Source organism: Enterococcus sp. AZ177, from assembly GCF_050544585.1.
Taxonomy (GTDB): domain Bacteria; phylum Bacillota; class Bacilli; order Lactobacillales; family Enterococcaceae; genus Enterococcus_L; species Enterococcus_L plantarum.
Genome location: NZ_CP172944.1, coordinates 1,130,402 through 1,152,620, shown reverse-complemented (window position 1 = coordinate 1,152,620; position 22,219 = coordinate 1,130,402). Strand labels below are relative to the sequence as shown.

Genomic DNA, 22,219 nt, shown 5'->3' with positions numbered 1-22,219 from the left:
GTGGCCAATTGGTCCAGCCTATCGTTTATGCAAACACGACCTTTTATATATTTATCGTGAAAATACTTCCGTTCCTCTGTAGTCAGTGACTAAAGAAACTTATTCCAAAAGCCTTGCTTCATTTTCAATATCTCTATGTGGTGATCGATCATTCTTAGTGTTTCGTCTAGTCTTTCGATTGCCTTATCTGCTTTGATTGATTGGCTTATAATCTCGTAACCAGTGTAAGCAATTGAGGTATAAAAAGATTGCTGGTAAAATTCCCAATGTTTATAAGCCTTCTTCTGTTTTAGATTCTCAATACGCTTTTCGATCGTCATGTACTGACTAATAACAAACTCGTCTAAACTTTTCATACATCCACCACTTTTTTATTTTTAGATAGGTACACGCCACTCTCCTCCTTTGTCAAAATAAAAAGAGGACACAAGCCTACTTAGATTAGTAAACTCATGCCCTCTGGTTCTTCCAGTCAAGCTTATTCGATTTTTAGACTTTCTTCTGCTGTTGCATGCACAACTGTTCCATTTTTAACTTTTATGGTCACACTACAGAAACTAGATAACTTTTTATCTATGAAAGTTTTTTTGCCATTTAAGATGATGTAAATACCGTCTTTTTCCATATGTCTTCACCTCTCTATTATACCATTTTTTCGTTGATATTACTACGTCTAACGTTGTTTTCCAATGCTTTTTCATGTCAACATTTGTCAACATTAAATGTTAGGTTTTGTAAGGTTATACTTTTTTGTCAATAATCGAATGTGGGGCTTTGTAAGGTTTAACGCTCAATATTTTTACGCCATGTTTTTAAGTCGATCTCATACAAACATCCGATACGATCAACCATATCTTTTGCTTGTTCTTTATATGCTTGTGTCCCCTCTGCTAACTCGTCTGTGTTCGTAGCAATATAATACCCTCTTTCGCTTCCGTTACGACTAGCCACTACTGGAACGCCTTTCTTAACAAGATTACTTACGACTTGATAAATTGTCCGCTCATTGACATTTAACAACCTACTAATATCTTTCAACGGCATCTTGCGCTCGTTTCCTGTTGGCAATAAGTCGAGTACATCACTTTCTAGTGTGTTTAATTGGCTCATACTTGTTCACGCTCCTTTGTTCTATAAAGTACCGTTATAGCCAGATGAACATTTACCGCTTCTGCATCTGGATCAATTGATTGTTTAACATCTATTAACTGATGGTCATTGTCTGATAGGTATTCGAGAAATTCGTTTACTCTTTCTTCTACACTCGATAGCTTGCCGTAGAATGTTTTTATTTTATTCATTTTCACCATTCCTTTTGATTTTTGAGTTAACCAACAAAAAACTTGTTGGTGCCAACATATGAATATTTATATTGTTGGTCGTTGCATCCCTTGTGGCTCTATGCATCAAAAATTCTAACAACAAACCAACAATAAAAAGCTAAATTATTTATATATTTATTTTTATACATAAAAACATGTATTTTTTTATTTTCGCTTATAATTTATTAAAATATTGTTGGTTTGTTGTTCTGAATCAAGAAAATCAAGTTATATCAATGGTTATAGCTACCAACAAGTTATATTTTCTTATTGTTGGCTTTTCCTTTTTTTGTCGGTTTGTTGTTTTTCTATAAGCGGCTGGTATTTTGTCACATCAATATCCACTCTATATTTATAATGGATGTCCAAAGCGTTGAGATATTCCTCATCACGTTTATTGAAAAAAGAAAGTGGCGCTAAATTATTCCGACTATAAAGCCAGCCGTGCTTCTCTGCAATTCCTTTGACCTCTTTTGTAAAGGTGTTTTGTTTCATTTTGGTAGGTTGGTTCTCATAATCGCTCCATGCTTGAAATACTTTGAATAAAAATTTCATTGGTAGGCGTTCACTTTCCAACTCTTGAAACGGATCATCGAAAAATGCCAGCACTGCACTATTTTCTAAAATTAACTCATGGATCGCTTCTTGACTTTCTGCAGTATCTTCCACCTCTAAGAAATCCATATCAATGACCTTCGTTAAAATGAACTCTAGCAGCCGTTTATCGTGAATGTACCTTTCTTTAATGTTACGATTGTTATTGTTCCCTTTGTAACTATGATTGAATAAAATGATCCTCAATCGTCTTTGTAGCCCGTCCGATATATCTTTAAAACGTGGTAGCCCATTCATTGACTGGACAACGAAAGGTGTTAAAACTGTTGAAAATGGTTCTCTCCCTTTTGGATTGAGTAAAACAGTGTCACCAGTAATCACACTTTTAAAGTTTTCACTGGTTTCGTTAAAGTCTTTAGGGTTGTTATCATCACCAACGATTAGCGATCGACCATAAGCACTAGCAAGCTTAAAATCACTCTCAAACTCTTTTATTTTAAGACTAGTGGCGTTTTGTTTCCCAACTAAATTAATAAGCAACTGCTGAAAGGTTGATTTACCAGTTCGCCCCTGTTCACTTAGGAAGAAAACAGCTATTTCAGAAATATAATTCGAGTTGACAGCTATAGCGAACAATTGCCATAATAATTTTTCTTTACTTGCGTTGCCGTCTGACAGTTCAGCAATCCATTTACTAAAATTCCAATCTTTAAACCACGGTTCTTTTGCGTTTTGAATATAGTTCGTATCAATCTTGTTCACAAATACATACTTACTACTAAACGGCATGAGTTTGTGCTTTTTCCGATTGTAGACACCATTATTTACAACGATTAAATTTTTATCTGTGGTTCGTTCTCGCTCGTTGCTCTCAACGGTCAAATAATGAATAATTGTTTTACACTGGTGTTCTGTGAGATTATATTGTACTTGCATACATAATCGGTAAATGAAACGTGTCCCTTTTTGATAGATGCCATTGTCCAGGTCATATACTGCCAACGGTGATAATTCTGGATTGTCTTCACCAATTAAAATGAATGTACAATTCGCCTTTAAATAATTTGCAACCTGTCGAGGTGGTACGTCTGGTATTTTTTTTATCTCTCCTGTACTTTTATCAGTCGTAACATTCGCCATTCGCCACTTTTCACCTAATTCACTTAGACGAAAATATAACTCTTTCATTGTCTTAGGTGGTTCTTTTTCCTTAGCTTCAACTCTGACTTGCTCCAGTTCCTCTAATTCTTGTTCAATACTCAAGTAGTCCTTATCTCCCTTTTACAAATACTTAAAAATGTAGTCTCTAATTCTCGTTGATCGAGTGGTTCGGCTGAATTACCATTCATGAACTGGATCAGTTCCCACGCTAATGGAATTTTCACACCATAGGTTAATAATTGCCCTGTCGTTCGTGCGATGGTATCGTTTCTAGCGCCTGTATCTGCTCCTAGTACTAATCTTTCTAATAAGTCAGTTGTTCTAGTCCGATAACGATTAGAACGGCTAGAATCAATCGTGAAACCTTGTGACTGCTTTGGCTCGTTTCGCAAAATGTAATCAATTAACCATTTTGGACACTCAGCCATCGGATGTTTATCTTTTACTTGATAGCTGCCTATCGTTCCGTCACTTCGCTTAATCTCGCTAGGTGGTGCCACAACATAATTATTCGGATGTGCCTTAATATCGATACCTTTCATAAAAGCTATTTTTTGCGGTAAATGAACGCCTTTAGGTTTCAATAGATAAATATGTGCGCCACCGTTCGCCGTGGCGATTACGGACGTTTCTGGTAGTTCTCCGAACGTATCTATTAATGTTGTCATGCTTTTGAATCCGTCATTCGCTTTGTCGTGAACATCAATATCTAATACAAGAAATTTATCTGTGACTAGTCCTATATTTGCCTGTGGTGTAGTTGTCCACCATTGTTGAATAATAGATAAATCAGTTGTCGCCTCTTTGCTTCCTTGTGTACCTTTCATCGGTATCTTAGAAAGTGGTGTTAGTGGGAATACTTTATACCCTAATTTTGCGTAGTTTTTAGCTGTTTCAATTAATTTTGTCATTCTCGATCACACTCAATACAATATTGTTCCAATTCATCAGCGTGTTTAGAAGCTATGCAATGAATAGAAGCGATCAAGCCTTTTAGTTCGTTAATATCATCAAGCTTCATGCCTTTCATACTTATAAGATCATAAGAGAATCGTTCTAACGCTGAAATAGCGTGTTTTATATTGCCTGCATCTACTAAAACATTGTCTATATCAATTGTTTTCTCCATTTATTTTTCCTCATTTCCATTTTTATATAATTTATGGTAAACTTGAGGTACACAAACACCGATATTACAGTGTTCTGGTTGTCTTTCCTGTTTTACTTTGGCGAGTAAGGAAAGGCTTTTTTTGTACGCTCATGTCCATTGTGATTGCTCCTATTCTTTTTCTGATAAACTGTCAATTGATCTATACAACGCCTCTGCATCTAAGTCTATTTCTCCATTGTCAGCACGTCTTGCCAAGTCCTTTAGAACAGATAGAGAAATAAATACATTTCCATCCACAACTTGAAATAACGAATCGTCATACTGTGTATACCACGGATGGAACACGCCTTTCATTTCGGCAATACTTCCGTGCGGATCAATATAATTTCTAAAATTAAAATACGCTTGAAGTTGTTGTTCTTCCTTGCATCCCAATCTGTTGGCGTTTACTTTATCGACAATCTCGCTTAAAACTTTTTGTGATACGTACCAAATGCCAGCTTGTTTGGTAAATTCATTAAATCCGTAATGTTTAAAAATAGGATATTCTTCTTTAAACTGCTTTAGTGTGTCGTGTTTCTGTTGATAACTCGATACTAAACCTTCGTTTAACGCTTCCTCTGTCGGTTCTCCTGTTTCTGTAATAAGCCCTTGTTCAACTTGCATACGGTACACTTCATCTTTCGTGACGTTCAATCCTTGATCGATTGCCCACTGATACGCTTGTTCTACTAATGGTGGGTAGATGATATTCATTGTTTTCCTCCTAAACATTTATTTTCTTTTCGTCGTAGCTCATTAGCCAAACGAGAACCAACGGTACAGCGATACATAATTTTGCACCGATTGATAAACTTGATAGGCTCATTCCAGAAACGAAAGCAATCAAGATGCTTCTTTTGATTTTTAAGTTTCTCATACTGCAGTACCTTCTTTCACTGGTAATTGTAAGGTGGTTTGATAGAGAACTACACCAACATTCAAAATCAATTTGATATCGTCATAGGATTTACCTAGCAAAATTAAACCTGTTGTAAGTTCTTCAATCTGATTCACTGCTTTTTGTTCTTCGCTTGTTAAATAATCAAGTGGCGTAGCGTTTTTCTTTGCTCCCCGTGCATCCCTCAACTGTTTAGCATTGAATCCGAGTGCCTTTTTGTATACCAAATTAGTGAAATGCTTGTAAAAGTGGCTAGAAAAACCATGCTGCTTAATCGCATCCGTTAATGATAATCGTTTCGCTTTTCCTTTTTCACGTTCCATTCTACGAGCGAATAACTCGTGTTCCATATCATAAAATTGTCTGACAAGCTCTTTTTTAAATACTCTTACTTGTTCCGTGTTATCAAGGTACGTGATAAGCAACGTAGCTTGTTCTCGGTTTAGGTGGTAAATCTTTTGAGGTCTTCCGCCTTTTGTCCCTTTGTTAGGTTTAGCCTTTTCAAATCGCAAAACCCCGAACTCTTCTAAATCATTTTTATATTGTCTAATAAGATTTTTTACGGATTTCAAAATATTACCCGAATACTCCGCAATCAATTCATCAGTGGTAAACGGATCCTCATTCATATTTTCTGATTCAATAAAAACTAACTGATTTAACATTTTATTCCTCCTGTTCTGTAATATTTTCTATGTGCTACTAATTAAAATGGTTACTCCATTGGCATGGTGGAATTTTCTTCATTTTCGAGCAACCATCGTTTTACAGCAATCTTACTAAAACATATTTTTCTTTCCGATAACGTCCTACCTTGTGGCAACCCTTTTGCTAACAGTTCCTCTAAATAATTTGCTGACATATTATCTAAGAATCTGCATAACGCTGCTTTTGAATACAACATATCGTTATCAATTTCAGAATCCCTACGAGCATCTTTAATCGCTTGTAGCGTTGTTGAGTATACCGTTTGATAGATACCCTCTAACTGATCTCTGGCGAGCGTGTGAGACACTTCAACCTTGATTGGTGTTTCATGCTGGTTCATTTAGTCACCTTCTTTGCTTAACAATTCATCAATAGCATTTTCAACTCGTTTCTTACGATCTTCACGCATTTCAGTACGGAGCCATACAGATAGGTTGCTCTGTGCAATGCCGACTTTTTCCGCCACCTCCCAATATAAAATACGATTTGATTCAATCTTGTTTCTGATTTCTTGATTTGCTTTCATGTTTCCATCTCCCATTTAAAAAGTAATATAACCAAGTTATTTATATAACCTAGTTATAAACTAACAAATTATATTGTTGTTGTCAACAGTTATATTACTATGTTATATTTATGGTGAAGGAGAGATTTTATGATTAGTGTAGGAGACTTACTCAAAAGATTAAGAATAAACATGCATGACGATGTCACTTTAACTACTTTGTCAAAATATACTGGGCTTTCGCAACCATATCTATCTATGATAGAAACTGGTAAAAAAAAACCAACTGTGGAAACTTTTTTTAAAATTATAGAAGCACTTTCGTTGTTTGGAGAAAATCTGTTACTTGAACCTTTTTCTGGTGCCGAAGATGCAAATGAAAATCGACTAATTTGGATTGAAAACATGTTAGATGAATTTTTAGAGGAATTTGGATATCAAGATGATAGTAAAACTTGGGTAGCTTCTAAAAAATTAAATGAAAATGAGAATGCAATATTTGAAGCTACTGCTAATTACCGAAAAAAAGAGCGACAAGAATATCCTAGTGAATACTTCAAGCAACTAAAAGATTCATTTTCTAATGAACATGAGGTAGGAAATTTAAATAGTTTGATAACCTTCATACCTTATTCTTTAGATTTAAAATTACTATATGATAAAAATTCAATAAAAAATTTGAAACTATTTCTTGACGATATTCCAATTTCAGAAGCTGATTTAGATTTTATAAAAAATACATTAGACGGTATCAGATTTAATAGAAAATAATCTCCCGTTCAGCTTTAAAATCTAGTATTGAAAAATCTAGTTACAATAAATAATAAGAAAATATCAATTTCCAAACCTCTCTACATACTATTGGCATGGTGGTAGATAGGAGAAAACAATGACACAAATTAAACCGTATAAGAACAAAGACAACGTCACACGCTACTATTTCAATGCCTACGTGGGCAGAAACCCAAAGACAGGCAAAAACGTCTATCGTAAGCGACAAGGTTTTAAAACAAAGAAACACGCTCAAATAGCGCTTGCTGAACTCTTGAAAGAGATTGAAGCAAACGGACTTGATCCAGCATCAAAGGAAATGACGTTCAAAGAATTATATGATATGTGGTTAAAGCAGCATAGAATGAATGTAAAGCCGTCCACGATTGCAACAAATAGGCGCTTTGTAGAAAGTCATGTATTGCCTTATTTTGGTACCTTAGAGCTTTCAGAAATAACAGTGGTCTATTGTCAGCAAATCGTTAACAAATGGCATGAACAAGGCTATAAACAGTATTCATACTTTAGGAAAGTAACGGCTCAAATTATGAGGTATGCAGAAGCAATGGAACTAATGAAAAACAATCCAATGAGTAAGACTATTCTTCCCAGGAAACACGAAGAAGAAAAGAAGCTGCAGTTTTACACCAAAGAAGAAATGGCGCATTTTTTTGAATGCTTAAAGTCACACGGCAACTATATGCAGTTAACATTTTTCAGACTTTTAGCTTTTACTGGTGTTCGAAAAAGTGAAGCTTTGTCTCTTCAGTGGAAAGACATTGATTTATTCAATAAAAACGTGTTTATAGGTAAAACGCTTGCTATTGATGAGAATACTCAAGTGATTGTTCAAAGTCCTAAAACGTCCACTAGTACACGACAAATAAGCCTTGATGATGAAACGCTCAAAATACTTTCTAACTGGCGATCGTTTCAGCGACAAGACTATTTCAAAGCTGGTTATAACACAACTAGTGAGGATCAATATGTTTTCACTAATTCAAGAAATGAATTGTATTATCCGCAAGTTGTGAATGATTGGTTGAACTACTTAATCAAAAAATATAAACTACCTAGAATTACGCCACATCATTTCAGACACTCTCACGCTAGTTTATTATTACAAGCTGGTGTTCCAGTAAAAGAAGTTAGTGAACGTCTAGGACACAAAGACATCAAAATAACGCTAGAAATTTATTCTCATGTAATGCCTAAGGAAGCAGAAAAAACAGCTTCTAAGTTTGCGAATTTTGTTGGTTTTTGATTAAAGCACAGACAAAAGCACAGACCTTTAATAATTTTAGCAAAATAAAAAGGCTAGGAATACTGAAATAACAGTGTTCCTAGCACATATCAAAAGGTTAGCCTACAGACCCTTCCATCTCATAACTAATCAATCGATTCAACTCAACCGCATACTCCATCGGCAATTCCTTCGTAAACGGCTCTACAAATCCCATAACGATCATCTCAGTCGCCTCAACCTCAGTCAAGCCACGACTCATCAAGTAATAAAGCTGTTCTTCCGAAATCTTCGAAACCTTCGCCTCATGCTCCAACGCCACTTGACTGTTATGAATCTCATTAAAAGGAATCGTATCCGATTTCGATTTATCATCCATAATGATCGTATCACACTCAATATGTGAAATCGATCCAGCACTATCTTTCCCAAAGGTTACTTGACCACGGTAATTCACTTCACCGCCATCTTTCGCAATTGATTTAGAAACGATCGAACTTGAAGTATTTGGCGCATTATGAATCATTTTCGCCCCTGTATCTTGGATTTGGTTTTCTCCAGCAAATGCAATTGAAAGCATTGTACCACGAGCGCCTTTTCCATCAAGATACACACTTGGGTATTTCATCGTTGTTTTGGCACCTAAGTTTCCATCGATCCACTCAACAGTGGCACCTTCGTAAGCTTTGGCACGTTTTGTTACCAAGTTATAAACGTTATCAGACCAGTTTTGGATGGTTGTATAACGTGTATACGCATCTTTATGGGTAAAGATCTCAACGATCGCAGCGTGTAAGCTATTGCTTGTATACGTAGGCGCTGTACAGCCTTCTACGTAATGAACACTTGCGCCCTCATCAACAATAATCAGCGTACGTTCAAATTGTCCTGTGTTTTCCGCATTGATTCGGAAGTATGTTTGTAACGGTACATCCACACGAACTCCTTTTGGTACATAGATAAACGTTCCACCAGACCAAACCGCTGAGTTTAGTGCGGCTAATTTGTTATCTGTTGGTGGGACTAATTTTGCGAAGTATTTTTTGAATATATCTGGGTATTCTTTCAACGCTGAATCGGTATCTGTAAAGATGATTCCTAATTTTTGGAATTCTTCTTTCATATTGTGGTAAACCACTTCTGATTCATATTGCGCTGAAGCTCCAGCTAGATACGCACGTTCGGCTTCTGGAATCCCGATTCTTTCAAAGGTTTCTTTGATTTTATCTGGTACATCATCCCAGTCACGAGCAGGTTTGTCGCTGGCTCTTTGGAAATATTTGATTTTTTCAAAATCGATATCAGATAAATCTGGTCCCCATTCTTGCATAGCCATTTTGTTGAATTGTTCCAATGATTTCAAGCGGAACTCTAACATCCATTCTGGTTCTTCTTTTTTACGTGAAATTTCTCTAACAACTTCCTCTGTTAGTCCATTTCCCGTACTGAAAATTGGTTTCACATCATCATGAAAACCAAATTGATATTCTTCTAACTCAGGTACAGTACTCAAATTATCTCACGCTCACTTTCTTAGGTTGAGAATCAAGCGTTTAGGTTCGAGCTGTTGGACTAAAATAAGCACAATCCGCTTTTTGGATTTTGATTATTTTAGGAAACAGCCGAGAACCTGCTTGACTTCTCACTGATTAATTTAGGTTGAGAATCAAACGTTTAGTTTCGAGTTATTTGATTTCTCACTAATTTTCTATTCTTCGCAGTGTAATTGTCCTGCGGTTCCTTGTCCGTCATTTTCAACTGCTTGTTCTAATGCTTTCCAAGCTAATGTTGCACATTTAATCCGTGCGGGGAATTTCGCTACACCGCTAAGCATCGCTGCATCACCTAGTTTTTCTTCTTCCGTCACATCATTTCCTTGTACCAATTGAGAAAAATCTTCAGCCAACTGTTCTGCTTCGGCTAATGTCTTACCAATCACCGCATCTGTCATCATACTAGCACTTGCCGTACTAATCGAACAACCACTTCCGCTGAAAGCAATATCTTTAATGATATTGTCTTGGATAGCCACTTGCAATTCAATCACATCGCCACAAGTTGGGTTATTCATTTCGATTTTCTTGCTTGATTCTGCCAATGTCCCATGATGATGAGGATGACTTGAATGATCTAAAATCACTTGACGATATAAATTATCTAATTTAGATAGAGCCATGTTGGAAAAACTCCTTTGTCGCTAAAATTGCTTCAATCAATCGATCAGCATCTTCCTTGGTATTATAAAGATAGAAGCTTGCACGAGCTGTCGCTGGAACGTCTAAATATTTCAGTAATGGCTGCGCACAATGATGTCCTGCACGAACTGCCACACCTTCCATATCCAAAGCTGTCGCCGTGTCATGTGGGTGTAAGCCATCTAAATTAAATGCCAAAACCCCTGTATGATGAGCTGGATCTTGTGGTCCGTAAACCGTCAGACCTTCGATCGCCAATAGTTTTGGCAACACATACGCCACTAATTCCGCTTCATGTTGATGAATGCCTTCTAAACCAATCTCCGTTAGAAAATCGATTGCCGCACCTAGAGCAATTGCTCCAGCAATATTTGGGGTTCCTGCCTCAAATTTCCAAGGCAATTCTTTCCAGGTACTATCATACAAATTCACGAAATCGATCATTTCCCCACCAAATTCTACGGGTTCCATTCGATCTAGTAATTCACGTTTTCCATATAATACACCAATTCCAGTTGGACCACACATTTTATGCCCACTGAATGCGTAAAAATCAGCATCGATTGCTTGAACATCCACCGGCATATGCGGTACAGCTTGGGCACCATCGACAACTAAAACAGCACCGTGACTATGAGCAAGCTCTGCCAACTCTGCTAGTGGATTGATCACGCCTAAAACATTGGATACATGAGCGATAGAAACAATCTTGGTTTTATCCGTGATTTGATGTTTCGCACTTTCCATATCTAAAAAGCCATCTGCTGTGATTTCGATATATTTTAACGTTGCGCCTTTGCGTTCAGCTAATTGTTGCCAAGGGATAATATTGGAGTGATGTTCCATGTAGGAAATCACGATTTCATCCCCTGCTTCAACCGCTAAATCACCATAGCTTTTTGCGACCCAATTTAGACTCGTCGTTGTGCCTCGGGTAAAGAGCGTTTCGGCTGTTTCTTTGGCATTGATAAAGGCTCTAACTTTTTCACGAGCTTCTTCATACTCTTTCGTGGCACGTTCTGCTAAGGTATGCACACCACGGTGGACATTAGCATTATCGTGTTCGTAATAATAAGTCAGTTTATCCAAAACTGCTTTAGGCTTTTGAGTTGTTGCTGCATTATCCAGATAAACAAGCGGCTCGTCATTGACTTCTTGAAACAAGATGGGAAACTGCTGCCGAATCTTATCTGCGTTTATCATGCATTCAACTTCCCTTCAATTACGTCTACAAATTCTTTTTGTACTTCTTTTACAGGAATCGCTGTAATCACTGAACCTAAGAAACCACGGATAACCAAACGTTCTGCATCATCTTTACGTAACCCACGACTCATTAAGTAGTACATTTCTTCTGGATCGACACGGCCAACACTGGCTGCATGTCCTGCGGTTACTTCATTTTCATCGATCAACAAAATCGGGTTGGCATCGCCACGGGCTTTATCAGAAAGCATTAAGACACGACTTTCTTGTTGAGCATCCGCCCCTTTAGCACCTTTTAGAATATGACCAATTCCGTTGAATGTTAGCGTACCACGTTCACGGATAACTCCGTGTTGTAAAATATGGCCCACAGAGTGAGAGGCTTTGTTGGTTACACGAGTGTCAATTCCTTGTGTTTGCTTGCCAGCACTGATTGCTACAACTTTGACTTCTGAATGAGAACCTTCACCCACTAAATCTGAATCAAAATCAGCAACCACGTCACCATCGTTCATCACGCCAAGCGCCCAATCAATAGACGCATCGCGCATAATATGCCCACGACGGTTCATGTACGTTGAAACATTTACGCCTAACTGGTCGACAGCTGAATATTTCACTTTTGCGCCAGCTTTTGCGATCACTTCAACGACAATATTCGCTGATACTTTAATTTTTTGCTCCCCAATTGTTTGGAATCGTTCTAAATAGCTGAACTCACTATGTTCTTCCGCTACAATCAAGACATGTTTGAAGAATGATTCTTCACTCGCTGAATCTTGGATAAAGATTGCTTCGATCGGTTCTTCGATAACAACATTTTTCGGTACGTATAAGAACACACCACTATTCATAAAGGCTGTATGGAACGCTGTTAATTTATCTTCATCCATTTCAACCGCTTTATTCATATAATATTCTTTGACTAAATCACCATGCTCTTGCAAGGCTGTAAACATGTCAGTGAAAATCACCCCTTGATCGGCTAATTTCGCTGAAAGCTGTTCAAATGCTGTGATCGATCCTTGTTGCACGATCACAGGATTGTCTTTCATTGCGTCAAAGCTTGGAATGTTCATTGTTTCAGGTGCATACTCTTCAGTATTCACATTAAACAAAGGCCAACGGTGAAATTTCACACGCTCGATCTTTGGTAATTCTAAGTTTTCAGCTTTTTCTAAAGCCGCTACACGTAAGTCGGTCATCCAAGTAGGTTCTTCGTTACGGGCTGAAAAAGCGTTGATGTCGTCAAGATAATTCGCTGTTGTTATTTCTTTCATTTATCTTGTCCTCCTTATGCTTCTTCTTTGTATTCGATACCTAATTCTTGGCTGATGCCAGCATAGCCTTCTGCTTCTAAACGTTTCGCAAGTTCAGCACCGCCAGTTTTCACGACACGGCCTTCCATCATGATATGCACCACATCAGGTGTGATGTAGTTCAATAGACGTTGGTAGTGAGTGATGATCAAAGCGCCAAAGTTCTCGCCACGCATTTCGTTTACGCCTTTTGAGACAACTTTCAACGCATCGATATCTAAACCAGAATCGATTTCATCTAAGATTGCAAATGTTGGTTCTAACATCAATAATTGTAGGATTTCGTTCCGTTTCTTTTCTCCACCAGAGAAGCCTTCGTTTAAGTAACGTTCAGCCATTTCTTCTGGCATATTTAAAAGGTCCATTTTTTTGTCTAATTTTTTGATGAATTCCATTACTGAAATTTTATCGTCTTCATCACGTTTAGCATTGATTGCGGCACGCATAAATTCAGCATTTGTGATTCCTGGAATTTCACTTGGGTATTGCATTGCAAGGAATAATCCTAGACGGGCACGTTCGTCCACTTCAAGATCTAATACATTTTCGCCATCAAACAAGATTTCGCCTTCTGTGACTTCATAATTAGGATTTCCCATGATCGCAGCAGATAAGGTTGATTTACCTGTTCCGTTTGGCCCCATGATTGCGTGGATTTCACCTGTTTTCATGGTCAGGTTAACCCCTTTTAAAATCTTTTTATCTTCGATTGATACGTGCAAATTTTTAATTTCTAAAACGGACATGTACAATTCCCTCCAACTTAAAATTATTGTTTTATCGTTCTCATTCATTTTATCCTAATTGAGAATGATAAGCAATCTCTTTACTAGAATAATTCTTATTTAGTCTAGCTTTTCTTTGTGAAAAAATAGACTTAATTAGAATCTTTCTAAAATGGCTATCTATACTTTCATTAAAAATTACTTTTTTCCTTTTTACATGAAAACAGCCACAAAATTGAACAAAAAATCTATTTCATTTCGATATTATTTCAACTCGAACAAAAAATCTGAAACAAGCAGTTTAAGCACTTGTTTCAGATTTCATTTTTATTTATTTACTGGTTTTACTGATCCATCCCATTTTTTAAGAATCCAATCTTGAACTTCTTTACTGTGCAATGCATCTACTAATTTTTTGATTTTATCACTATCTTTGTCTTCTGAACGAACAGCCACAATATTTACATAGGGTGAGTTATCTTTTTCAAGTAACACTGAATCTTTCAAAGGGTTTAAACCTGCACTATATGCAAAGTTTGCATTGATTGCGACAAGATCTGCTTCGTCATTATTATATGTTGTTGTTAGAACTTCTGGATTGATATTATGGATAAACTTCAAGTTTTTAGGATTTTTATCGATATCTTCAAACGTTGCTGTTTCTAAATCAACCCCATCTTTGACCGTTACTAAATCAGCATCTTGTAAAATTGTAATGATACGACCCCAGTCAGATTCTGAATTTGAGGTAATGACTGTTGCCCCCTCTTTTAAGTCTTTGATATCTTTGATTCGTTTTGAATAAAGACCCATTGGCTCGATATGAATACCACCAGCATTTGCGAAATCATAGTTGTTTTCTTTAACTTGTAAATTAAAGTAAGGGATATGTTGGAAGTAATTTGCATCGATATCGCCTTCAGCTAGGTTTTTATTTGGCAAAATATAATCATCGAATTGAACGATTTCTAAATCAATGCCTTCTTTCTTAAGAATGGGTTTTACTTGTTCTAAAATTTCTGCATGGGGGGAAGCAGATGCGCCAACTTTTAGAACAGAAGATTCTTTTTCAGATCCAGCTGATTGACTATCATCTGTTTTGTCTTTTGATCCACCACAAGCGACTAAGCCAAACGCCACAACTGCTAATGTTGCTAAACCGAATAATTTCTTTTTCATATTTACTTCCTCCAATTGTTTTCTATTTTGATTGTTTATCGTTTGTCAGAACGTTTCACTAATTGATCACCGACAAATTGAATGATAAACACAATAACTAAGATTAAAACAGTAGCTATCAACGTAACGGTATTATTGTTACGGCTGAACCCTTCTTGATATGCTAAGCCACCAAGTCCACCACCGCCAATGATTCCCGCCATTGCAGTAAAACCAATCATCGTAATTGTTGTAAGCGTCACACCAGATAGTAGTGCTGGGGTACTTTCGGGAATGAGTACTTTAAAGATTTTTTGGATTCTAGAAGCACCCATTGCATCTGCCGCTTCCAACACCCCACTGTCAACTTCACGAAACGCAATTTCAACTAAGCGAGCATAAAATGGTGCTGCTGATACGATTAATGAAGGAATTGCTGCTGTTGCGCCGATTCCTGTCCCAACTAGTTTTCTTGAGAAATCCATCAATAAGATAATCAAAACAATATACGGAATCGATCGAAAAATATTACTAACAACTGACAAAATGCTGTAACATACCTTTGCATATGGTGATTTATTACGACTTAAGCTATACAGTAATAGCCCTAACAAAAATCCAATAATAATAACAAAAATCATCGCAACAATCGTCATGAATAATGTATCAATTGCGGCTTGTTTCATTGATTCTGGATTCACCCGACTAAAATTTAAATACTTCTCTACAAATGTTTCATTCGCCACGGTGAATCACCTCCAAACCTACTTCTTTTTCTTTGAAGAACGTTACTGCTTTTTCTACTTCAATCGATGACCCAGTGATCATGACTGTAAGTGTGCCAAATGCACCTTCTTTAGCCTGTTGCACTTGTCCTTGAACCACATTGATATCTACAGCAAACTTTCGAATTGCTTGTGAAATGACCGGCTCATTTGCATTGTCTCCACTGAATTGAAGTGTCGCTACAAGTCCCGCTGGATTTTCCTGAATCAGCTCTTGTAATAACTCCTCTGTGTCTTCTTTAGGTTCTAATTCTTGTTGGACAAAGCGTTTTGTAACAGCTTGTTTAGGATCTCTAAAGACTTCTAAAACGTCACCTTCTTCTACAATTTGTCCTAATTCCATCACGGCAACTTTATTGCAAATCTTGCGAATCACATGCATCTCGTGGGTAATCAATACAATCGTTAAATTCAATGTTTTGTTGATTTCTAACAGTAGATCCAATACTTCATCCGTCGTTTGCGGATCTAGTGCACTCGTTGCTTCGTCACAAAGCAAGATTTCAGGATTATTCGCTAACGCTCTAGCAATCCCTACACGCTGCTTTTGCCCACCAGATAATTGGCTTGGGTAAGCATCCCCACGACCTTCTAATCCAACTAAACTTAAAAGTTCCTGGGCCCGTTCTTTTCTCACGTTCTTTGGAACATTGGCAAGTTCTAAAGGGAGCATGATGTTTTCTAGAATCGTTCTTGACCATAATAAATTAAAATGTTGAAAGATCATCCCAATTTTTTTTCGAAATTGACGTAGTTCACGGTTCGCCATTTGTGCAATATTTTGCCCTTGGACAACGACTTCACCTTGCGTTGGCAATTCTAAACCGTTTAATAAACGAACCAATGTACTTTTACCGGCACCAGAATAGCCGACGATGCCATAAATATCTCCTCGATCGACTGTCAATGAAACATCACTCACAGCTGTTACTTGTCCACTTTTACCAGAAAATTCTTTTTTTACGTGTTGTAATTCAATTAGAGGCATTTTTTCCCCTCCGCTTTCTTTGGTTTTGCTTCTTTTTTATTATACTACATGCTTTGCGCTGTGTTGTGAAATAATAGACAGATTAATTATCTTATTTTTCATTGGGCACGCTTACTTCTTGTGCCACTCGTCTACCTTTTTTGACGTAGTAACTTGATGGTGATTCACTAGTAAGGAAACTTCTCTCACTTCGTTCGCCAAGTATTGTTCATCATCTACTCTGGTACGCTTACTTCTTGTACCACTCGTCTACCTTTTTTGACGTAGTAACTTGATGGTGATTCACTAGTAAGGGAACTTCTCTCACTTCGTTCGCCAAGTATTGTTCATCATCTACTCTGGTACGCTTACTTCTTGTGACACTCGTCTACCTTTTTTGACGTAGTAACTTGATGGTGATTCACTAGTAAGGAAACTTCTCTCACTTCGTTCGCCAAGTATTGTTCATCATCTACTCTGGTACGCTTACTTCTTGTGACACTCGTCTACCTTTTTTGACGTAGTAACTTGATGGTGATTCACTAGTAAGGAAACTTCTCTCACTTCGTTCGCCAAGTATTGTTCATCATCTACTCTGGCAAAGCCAGTCGTAGTGATTCACAATAAAAAGCCTCCGTCCCTGTCATTAATCTGACATAAGGACGAAAGCTTGTCTTTCGTGTTACCACCTTGATTTACTATTATTTCACAATAATAGCCTTATACAGTACTTGAACTCGTATACTGTCGTGCTATAACGGGCACTCCCGTAATAAGTTCACATCTGCTCACTTATTCCGCTCAAAGACCATCTTCCATCTCAACTATGTTGCCTATTTTCAGCAATCAAGGCTCTCTTCAAACACGTTTGACATGTACTCTTCTTTTCAAAGCTTTTACTTTTATTGATGAAATTATAGCAATATACAAATAGCTTGTCAATTATTATACTTGGGTTAATTCTGATTCATCAATGTCCGTGAGAATAGCAATCCAGGCATTTTTTTGTTCTGCATCATCTAACACACTAGGGTCTTGCGCAGCTGCTTCATTAATCGCTGCGATCGTTCCGCTAATGGGACTACTAAATTCACTGACAGCTTTTTCAGCTTCCAATTCAATCAGCGAATCCCCTTTTTCCAACGATTGACCAACTTTAGGCATTGTTGCAAAAGTGATGTTTCCTAGGTCTTCTTGTGCTTCATTCGTTAAACCAATCTTATAGCCAGCATCTGTTTTTAAAACCCATAAACTATCGATTATTTTCAATTCTTCAGCCATTAGTCAATAGCTCCTTCATAGTCAGATTCTTTAAACCCGTTTGCTAAAAATTGATCTCCTTTAACAAAAATCGGGCGTTTGATCAACATACCATCGGTTGCCAGTAATTCACTTGCTTCTTTGATTGAAAAGTCATTGACTTTATCTTTCAGTCCTTGTTCTCTATAACGAATACCGCTTGTATTAAAGAAACGGCGGACTGGTAAATCACTTTGTTCCATCCAACTTGCTATTTGTTTAGCTGTAGGTGGATGTTCGATCATATCAATCGTTTCGTATTTTACCTGCTGTTGATCTAACCAAGCTTTTGCTTTCTTACAAGTCGAACATTTTGGATACCAGAAAAATGTGTACATTTCAACGCCTTCTTTCATTTAATAGTCTTCAATCGTTGCTTCTTTTTGATATTTCATTGACATAATCAATCCTACACCTAACATATTTCCTAAAATCGAGGAACCACCTTGGCTAATAAATGGTAACGGAATCCCTGTTAATGGTAGAAGTCCGATATTCGCTCCTATATTTTCAAATACGTGGAATAGAATCATCATGATGATTCCAGTTGCAATGTAGGCGTAAAATTCATTATTTGTGTCAAAACACACACGAATCATGCGATAAATCAAGATAAAGTAGAGCAAAATAATAAAGCAACCGCCAATGAAACCAAAGTTCTCACCTACAACAGTAAAAATCATATCTGACTCTCTAACCGGTACATAAACATCACTGACATTAAATCCTTTGCCAAGTAAACCGCCAGAACCAATTGCAGTGATTGCTAAAGCTGGCTGGAATGAACGGTCTGGATCATGATGGAAAGGATTCATCCATAAATCGATTCGATCAAACTGATACGGTTTAAATCCAACAGAATAAAGAAATTCCCGTCCAGTTGTTGTCGTTACTAAGTAAATCGTTCCTGCTCCAACTAGTAACGCGGCCAAAAAAGTCGGCAAGATAATTTTCCAAGAAATTCCCGACATCAGAAATACTCCGCCAAAAATGGCTAGAAAGACTAGCATCGTCCCAAAATCATCTTGGAGTAAAATCAAGATAATCACCGGCATCGTAACCAACAACATTTTGCCAATCAGCCAAAAATCAGATTTTACTGTCCGATTGACATTCTTCACATTGTGCATCGTCACTACATAAGCCAGCATCAAAATGAATGCTACCTTCATTAATTCCGAAGGTTGAAAAGTCGTTCCGCCAATACTGATCCAGTTTTTAGAGCCTGTTTGCGCCTCTAGATACGGATCATAAAATTTTAGAAGCAAACCCATCATGATCAACCCAATCACATAAAACACCGGGGTCAATCGCCAGAGGAGCTTAGAACTGAAATGCATGACGATCACAATACTAACACCACCAACCAAATACCATAATCCTTGCTTCATGAGCATATTGCCGATTTCTGGTCGATTTGGATCATTGCTCAATGCTACATAAAGTGACAGTATTCCGATGATTGAAAGAAGGAATACCGGTAAGATCACACCATAATCGATTCTATTATCTAAATTACGCATTAGTTTATTTTTATTCATTCGTCATCCCTTTTCCTTAAATCATACGCCTTTTATTATAACTTTCTATAGGAAGAAAAGAAAGTATAGTCTTGATGATTTTTGAAAAACTTTAAAGTACAAATTGAGTCGTTATAATTGTATTTTTTTATTTTGACAAATGTGACGTTCAATAAACGCATAAATATCAATTTAGTTATACATTGCATTGTTCCTCAGCAAAACTATATAATAACATTTAAAGGAGATGAATAACGTTGAAAAAGATTTACGTGTTGGGAATTAGTCTGCTTCTATTATCACTTGGTGGCTGTGGGAAGCCTACTGATAAAGAAAACAAATCTCAAGATTCAGATGAACCTTGGATCACGCTCGACAAAGATACGATTGAATCAGATGAAAATGGCCAATTTCAACTTACTGGAAAAGCCAAATACAGCAGTTTTTCTGCTAGTATCATCCAAAATAAGAATGGCCTCAGTTTACAAGAACCACGAGGTGTGCTCAAAATTGAGAAAGACGGTTCATTTATTTGGAAAAATATTTTTATAAATGGACAGGCACCTACAACAGATGTTTCTTTTTCAACTTATAAAGAAAAAGAAAAGATTCAATACCAAGTTAACGTTGATTATAGTAAATTCGTAGCTAAACAGGAAGAAAATAGGTTGATAGAAGAAGAAATCAACGCTACAATGCCTGCACTATTAGAAGAAATTATTGCTTCTTCTGAAAGTATGATTATCAATATTGACAAAAAATATCATAGTTATCGGAGCTTGCTAGTAACAGTACCTTTAGATGTAAAGTATGAACGTAATGGTATGAAGAAGAAATATATGGATACAATCGGCTTTCTAATTCAAGATAAAACGGCCAGTACATTATATCCAGATAAAAAGCAGATTCCTTATATCACATTCCGATATGACAAAACAAATGAAGTTTTAGGCGCTACTGATTTAATTAATCGAAGAAAATTCATTCTTTATGATGAAAGCAACTAGTGAGAATATACGTAAATGAAATAGTATTTCTATTGAATTTAAATGAAAAAAATAGGGGTGTGGGATTAAATGCTTCTGTCCCAGACTCCTATTCAAATTCACCCTTTATATAGTCTACTAAGTTATTACGAGAATCAAATTATTCTACAAAATCTAAGACTTCTTCATAAGCTTCGATTTGCGCATACAAACGTTGGATCTGCAGTTCATTTTCAATGTAATTGATAGAGTTCCCAAGATTTTCTTGACGTTTGTCTTCTAAGCGTTCGACTTTTTTCTTTGCTTCATTGACTAATTTAGTGATTTTATCAACATTTTCTGACATGATGCATTCCTCCTATATACTTACTTCTTATTTAAGTGTAGGCTTATTTTTGCAAATATACAAAGATTATCTACGAATTTATTACACTTCTTTATAAAAAGGCTCAACATCTTTAATTAACAAGATGTTGAGCCTTTATTTTATGCCAGCTGTAGGAATCGAACCTACGACCTACGCGTTACGAGTGCGTTGCTCTACCGACTGAGCTAAGCTGGCAATACAATGAAAATTATAGAACTAAACTTATTTTTTGTAAAGACAAAAACCTGTCTTTTTTTAAATAAATTTAGTTTTCTGAAATTTTTCTTTAAATGTGGTATAATAAAAGAAGTTAAGAAAGGAAGTTTTTTTGAATGTCTAATTTCGGTAACTTTAATCGTCCTGTTGAGCCTTCTTCTGAAGGGGATTTATTCACTGTTGATACTCAGGTCACTTTCTTGATGCATGGTCAACCACAGACTGGGATTATCACGAAACAATTAAATAATTCTGCTGTAGTGGAAATTGATGAGAAATCTGATAACACTGATTTAATGGTCAAAAGTAATGGTGTGATTGTCATCAATTACAAAAAATTACAAAAAATTACAAAAAGTATAGACTCTTCCATCCATTATTAGTGGATGGATTTTTTAATTAAAAAAATAGCTGAGTAGAGAGAGTTCATCTCTCTACTCAGCTATTTTGTCGTTTACTTATTTGGTTCCAAACAAACGGTCACCAGCATCGCCAAGACCTGGAACGATGTAGCCATCTTTATCTAGATACTCATCTAATGCTGCAGTATAAATATCGATATCAGGATGTGCTTCTTGTAATGCTTTCACACCTTCTGGCGCTGCGACTAGACAAACAAATTTAATATTGCTACCGCCGCGTGCTTTCAACGCATCAATTGCCATGATTGCTGATCCGCCTGTAGCAAGCATTGGATCCACTACAAATAATTGACGTGCGTCAATATCTTCTGGCATCTTCACAAAGTATTCAACTGGTTCTAATGTATCATGATCACGGTATAACCCGATATGTCCAACCTTCGCTGCTGGAATCAATTCCAAAATACCATCTACCATTCCAATACCTGCACGTAAAATCGGCACGATTGCAACCTTTTTACCAGATAATGTTTTTTGTGTTGTTTCACAGATCGGTGTCTCGATCACAACGTCTTCTAACGGCATATCTCTTGAAACTTCGTATGCCATTAGCATTGCAATTTCATTCACGACTTCACGAAAAACCTTTGTTCCACAATCTTTATCTCTAATGATTGTTAATTTGTGTTGGATCAGTGGATGATCAATAACTTGGAATTTTCCCATGCTCATTCTCCTTCAATAATTTATTCCTTCCTATTGTAAAACAAAATCGAGCGATTGACTAGTCAATCACTC

The 22,219-nt window shown here is 36.8% G+C and carries 29 protein-coding genes, 1 tRNA gene and 1 other annotated feature; of the genes, 4 read left to right on the top strand and 26 right to left on the bottom strand.

Annotated elements, in window-relative coordinates:
* Positions 1 to 89: 89 nt before the first annotated feature.
* The 12 genes from IGJ34_RS05655 to IGJ34_RS05600 form a co-directional block, all read right to left on the bottom strand.
* Positions 90 to 356, bottom strand: coding sequence for a hypothetical protein (locus tag IGJ34_RS05655; protein ID WP_430598330.1), 267 nt, complete (start codon positions 354 to 356; stop codon positions 90 to 92).
* Positions 357 to 478: 122 nt separating this feature from the next.
* Entirely contained in the window at positions 479 to 625 is a 147-nt protein-coding gene (locus IGJ34_RS05650; RefSeq protein ID WP_430598329.1) for a hypothetical protein, read from the bottom strand.
* A 158-nt stretch (positions 626 to 783) separates the two neighbouring features.
* The gene (locus IGJ34_RS05645) at positions 784 to 1,110 is read right to left on the bottom strand and encodes an HTH domain-containing protein (RefSeq protein ID WP_430598328.1); all 327 of its coding nucleotides are present in this window, start codon (positions 1,108 to 1,110) and stop codon (positions 784 to 786) included.
* On the bottom strand, positions 1,107 to 1,301 hold the full coding sequence (locus tag IGJ34_RS05640; RefSeq protein WP_430598327.1) for a hypothetical protein: 195 nt from the start codon (positions 1,299 to 1,301) through the stop codon (positions 1,107 to 1,109). Before IGJ34_RS05640 ends, IGJ34_RS05645 begins: the two co-directional genes overlap by 4 nt.
* A gap of 288 nt (positions 1,302 to 1,589) precedes the next feature.
* Positions 1,590 to 3,140, bottom strand: a complete 1,551-nt coding sequence (locus IGJ34_RS05635; RefSeq protein WP_430598326.1) for a DNA primase family protein — start codon at positions 3,138 to 3,140, stop codon at positions 1,590 to 1,592.
* On the bottom strand, positions 3,137 to 3,949 hold the full coding sequence (locus IGJ34_RS05630; RefSeq protein ID WP_430598325.1) for a bifunctional DNA primase/polymerase: 813 nt from the start codon (positions 3,947 to 3,949) through the stop codon (positions 3,137 to 3,139). The genes IGJ34_RS05635 and IGJ34_RS05630 overlap by 4 nt, the downstream gene beginning before the upstream one ends.
* The gene (locus tag IGJ34_RS05625) at positions 3,946 to 4,167 is read right to left on the bottom strand and encodes a hypothetical protein (RefSeq protein WP_430598324.1); all 222 of its coding nucleotides are present in this window, start codon (positions 4,165 to 4,167) and stop codon (positions 3,946 to 3,948) included. Before IGJ34_RS05625 ends, IGJ34_RS05630 begins: the two co-directional genes overlap by 4 nt.
* A gap of 150 nt (positions 4,168 to 4,317) precedes the next feature.
* Complete coding sequence (locus IGJ34_RS05620) at positions 4,318 to 4,905, bottom strand: hypothetical protein (RefSeq protein WP_430598323.1); 588 nt, start codon at positions 4,903 to 4,905, stop codon at positions 4,318 to 4,320.
* A 10-nt stretch (positions 4,906 to 4,915) separates the two neighbouring features.
* On the bottom strand, positions 4,916 to 5,068 hold the full coding sequence (locus IGJ34_RS05615; RefSeq protein ID WP_430598322.1) for a hypothetical protein: 153 nt from the start codon (positions 5,066 to 5,068) through the stop codon (positions 4,916 to 4,918).
* Positions 5,065 to 5,754 carry a Rha family transcriptional regulator gene (locus IGJ34_RS05610; RefSeq protein WP_430598321.1) on the bottom strand — a complete coding sequence of 230 codons (690 nt, stop codon included), beginning with the start codon at positions 5,752 to 5,754 and terminating at the stop codon, positions 5,065 to 5,067. The genes IGJ34_RS05615 and IGJ34_RS05610 overlap by 4 nt, the downstream gene beginning before the upstream one ends.
* Positions 5,755 to 5,804: 50 nt before the next feature.
* Entirely contained in the window at positions 5,805 to 6,137 is a 333-nt protein-coding gene (locus IGJ34_RS05605) for a hypothetical protein (RefSeq protein WP_430598320.1), read from the bottom strand.
* Positions 6,138 to 6,323, bottom strand: coding sequence for a hypothetical protein (locus IGJ34_RS05600; RefSeq protein WP_430598319.1), 186 nt, complete (start codon positions 6,321 to 6,323; stop codon positions 6,138 to 6,140).
* 129 nt (positions 6,324 to 6,452) lie between these two features.
* On the opposite strand from IGJ34_RS05600, the gene IGJ34_RS05595 reads away from it, so the two are divergent.
* Positions 6,453 to 7,073 carry a helix-turn-helix domain-containing protein gene (locus IGJ34_RS05595; RefSeq protein ID WP_430598318.1) on the top strand — a complete coding sequence of 207 codons (621 nt, stop codon included), beginning with the start codon at positions 6,453 to 6,455 and terminating at the stop codon, positions 7,071 to 7,073.
* A 118-nt stretch (positions 7,074 to 7,191) separates the two neighbouring features.
* A complete protein-coding gene (locus tag IGJ34_RS05590) occupies positions 7,192 to 8,337 on the top strand; it encodes a tyrosine-type recombinase/integrase (RefSeq protein WP_430598317.1) in 1,146 nt (381 codons plus the stop codon).
* 97 nt (positions 8,338 to 8,434) lie between these two features.
* On the opposite strand, the gene sufB is transcribed toward IGJ34_RS05590, so the two are convergent.
* From sufB to IGJ34_RS05535, 11 genes are all read right to left on the bottom strand, one after another.
* Entirely contained in the window at positions 8,435 to 9,829 is a 1,395-nt protein-coding gene (gene sufB / locus IGJ34_RS05585; RefSeq protein ID WP_010772886.1) for a Fe-S cluster assembly protein SufB, read from the bottom strand.
* Positions 9,830 to 10,024: 195 nt separating this feature from the next.
* Positions 10,025 to 10,492, bottom strand: a complete 468-nt coding sequence (gene sufU / locus IGJ34_RS05580) for a Fe-S cluster assembly sulfur transfer protein SufU (RefSeq protein ID WP_430598316.1) — start codon at positions 10,490 to 10,492, stop codon at positions 10,025 to 10,027.
* Positions 10,479 to 11,714, bottom strand: a complete 1,236-nt coding sequence (locus tag IGJ34_RS05575; protein WP_430598315.1) for a cysteine desulfurase — start codon at positions 11,712 to 11,714, stop codon at positions 10,479 to 10,481. The genes sufU and IGJ34_RS05575 overlap by 14 nt, the downstream gene beginning before the upstream one ends.
* Positions 11,711 to 12,997: a Fe-S cluster assembly protein SufD gene (gene sufD, locus IGJ34_RS05570; protein WP_430598314.1), complete on the bottom strand. Its 1,287-nt coding sequence runs from the start codon at positions 12,995 to 12,997 to the stop codon at positions 11,711 to 11,713. Before sufD ends, IGJ34_RS05575 begins: the two co-directional genes overlap by 4 nt.
* Positions 12,998 to 13,011: 14 nt before the next feature.
* Positions 13,012 to 13,782, bottom strand: coding sequence for a Fe-S cluster assembly ATPase SufC (sufC, locus tag IGJ34_RS05565; RefSeq protein WP_069654614.1), 771 nt, complete (start codon positions 13,780 to 13,782; stop codon positions 13,012 to 13,014).
* Between the two features lie 306 nt (positions 13,783 to 14,088).
* Positions 14,089 to 14,940, bottom strand: coding sequence for a MetQ/NlpA family ABC transporter substrate-binding protein (locus tag IGJ34_RS05560; protein WP_069654615.1), 852 nt, complete (start codon positions 14,938 to 14,940; stop codon positions 14,089 to 14,091).
* A 35-nt stretch (positions 14,941 to 14,975) separates the two neighbouring features.
* Positions 14,976 to 15,605 (bottom strand): methionine ABC transporter permease, encoded by a 630-nt coding sequence (locus IGJ34_RS05555; RefSeq protein WP_181429516.1) that lies wholly within the window; start codon positions 15,603 to 15,605, stop codon positions 14,976 to 14,978.
* A 49-nt stretch (positions 15,606 to 15,654) separates the two neighbouring features.
* Positions 15,655 to 16,692 carry a methionine ABC transporter ATP-binding protein gene (locus tag IGJ34_RS05550; RefSeq protein ID WP_430598313.1) on the bottom strand — a complete coding sequence of 346 codons (1,038 nt, stop codon included), beginning with the start codon at positions 16,690 to 16,692 and terminating at the stop codon, positions 15,655 to 15,657.
* 634 nt (positions 16,693 to 17,326) lie between these two features.
* Positions 17,327 to 17,571: a binding site (T-box leader), on the bottom strand.
* 45 nt (positions 17,572 to 17,616) lie between these two features.
* Entirely contained in the window at positions 17,617 to 17,952 is a 336-nt protein-coding gene (locus IGJ34_RS05545) for a glycine cleavage system protein H (RefSeq protein WP_206836936.1), read from the bottom strand.
* Entirely contained in the window at positions 17,952 to 18,308 is a 357-nt protein-coding gene (locus tag IGJ34_RS05540; protein ID WP_069654698.1) for an arsenate reductase family protein, read from the bottom strand. The genes IGJ34_RS05545 and IGJ34_RS05540 overlap by 1 nt, the downstream gene beginning before the upstream one ends.
* Positions 18,309 to 18,326: 18 nt before the next feature.
* Positions 18,327 to 19,511, bottom strand: coding sequence for an FtsW/RodA/SpoVE family cell cycle protein (locus tag IGJ34_RS05535; RefSeq protein ID WP_069654618.1), 1,185 nt, complete (start codon positions 19,509 to 19,511; stop codon positions 18,327 to 18,329).
* A gap of 236 nt (positions 19,512 to 19,747) precedes the next feature.
* On the opposite strand from IGJ34_RS05535, the gene IGJ34_RS05530 reads away from it, so the two are divergent.
* Entirely contained in the window at positions 19,748 to 20,497 is a 750-nt protein-coding gene (locus tag IGJ34_RS05530; protein ID WP_069654619.1) for a hypothetical protein, read from the top strand.
* Positions 20,498 to 20,636: 139 nt separating this feature from the next.
* Here the strand turns inward: IGJ34_RS05530 and IGJ34_RS05525 are convergent, their stop codons facing one another.
* Positions 20,637 to 20,822, bottom strand: a complete 186-nt coding sequence (locus IGJ34_RS05525; RefSeq protein WP_069654620.1) for a hypothetical protein — start codon at positions 20,820 to 20,822, stop codon at positions 20,637 to 20,639.
* A 143-nt stretch (positions 20,823 to 20,965) separates the two neighbouring features.
* Positions 20,966 to 21,038: transfer RNA gene (locus tag IGJ34_RS05520), tRNA-Thr, on the bottom strand.
* Positions 21,039 to 21,175: 137 nt separating this feature from the next.
* Here IGJ34_RS05520 and IGJ34_RS05515 point away from each other — a divergent pair.
* Positions 21,176 to 21,442: a hypothetical protein gene (locus IGJ34_RS05515; RefSeq protein WP_430598312.1), complete on the top strand. Its 267-nt coding sequence runs from the start codon at positions 21,176 to 21,178 to the stop codon at positions 21,440 to 21,442.
* 75 nt (positions 21,443 to 21,517) lie between these two features.
* Here IGJ34_RS05515 and upp read toward each other — a convergent pair whose 3' ends face one another.
* Entirely contained in the window at positions 21,518 to 22,147 is a 630-nt protein-coding gene (upp, locus tag IGJ34_RS05510) for a uracil phosphoribosyltransferase (RefSeq protein ID WP_069645130.1), read from the bottom strand.
* Between the last annotated feature and the right edge of the window lie 72 nt (positions 22,148 to 22,219).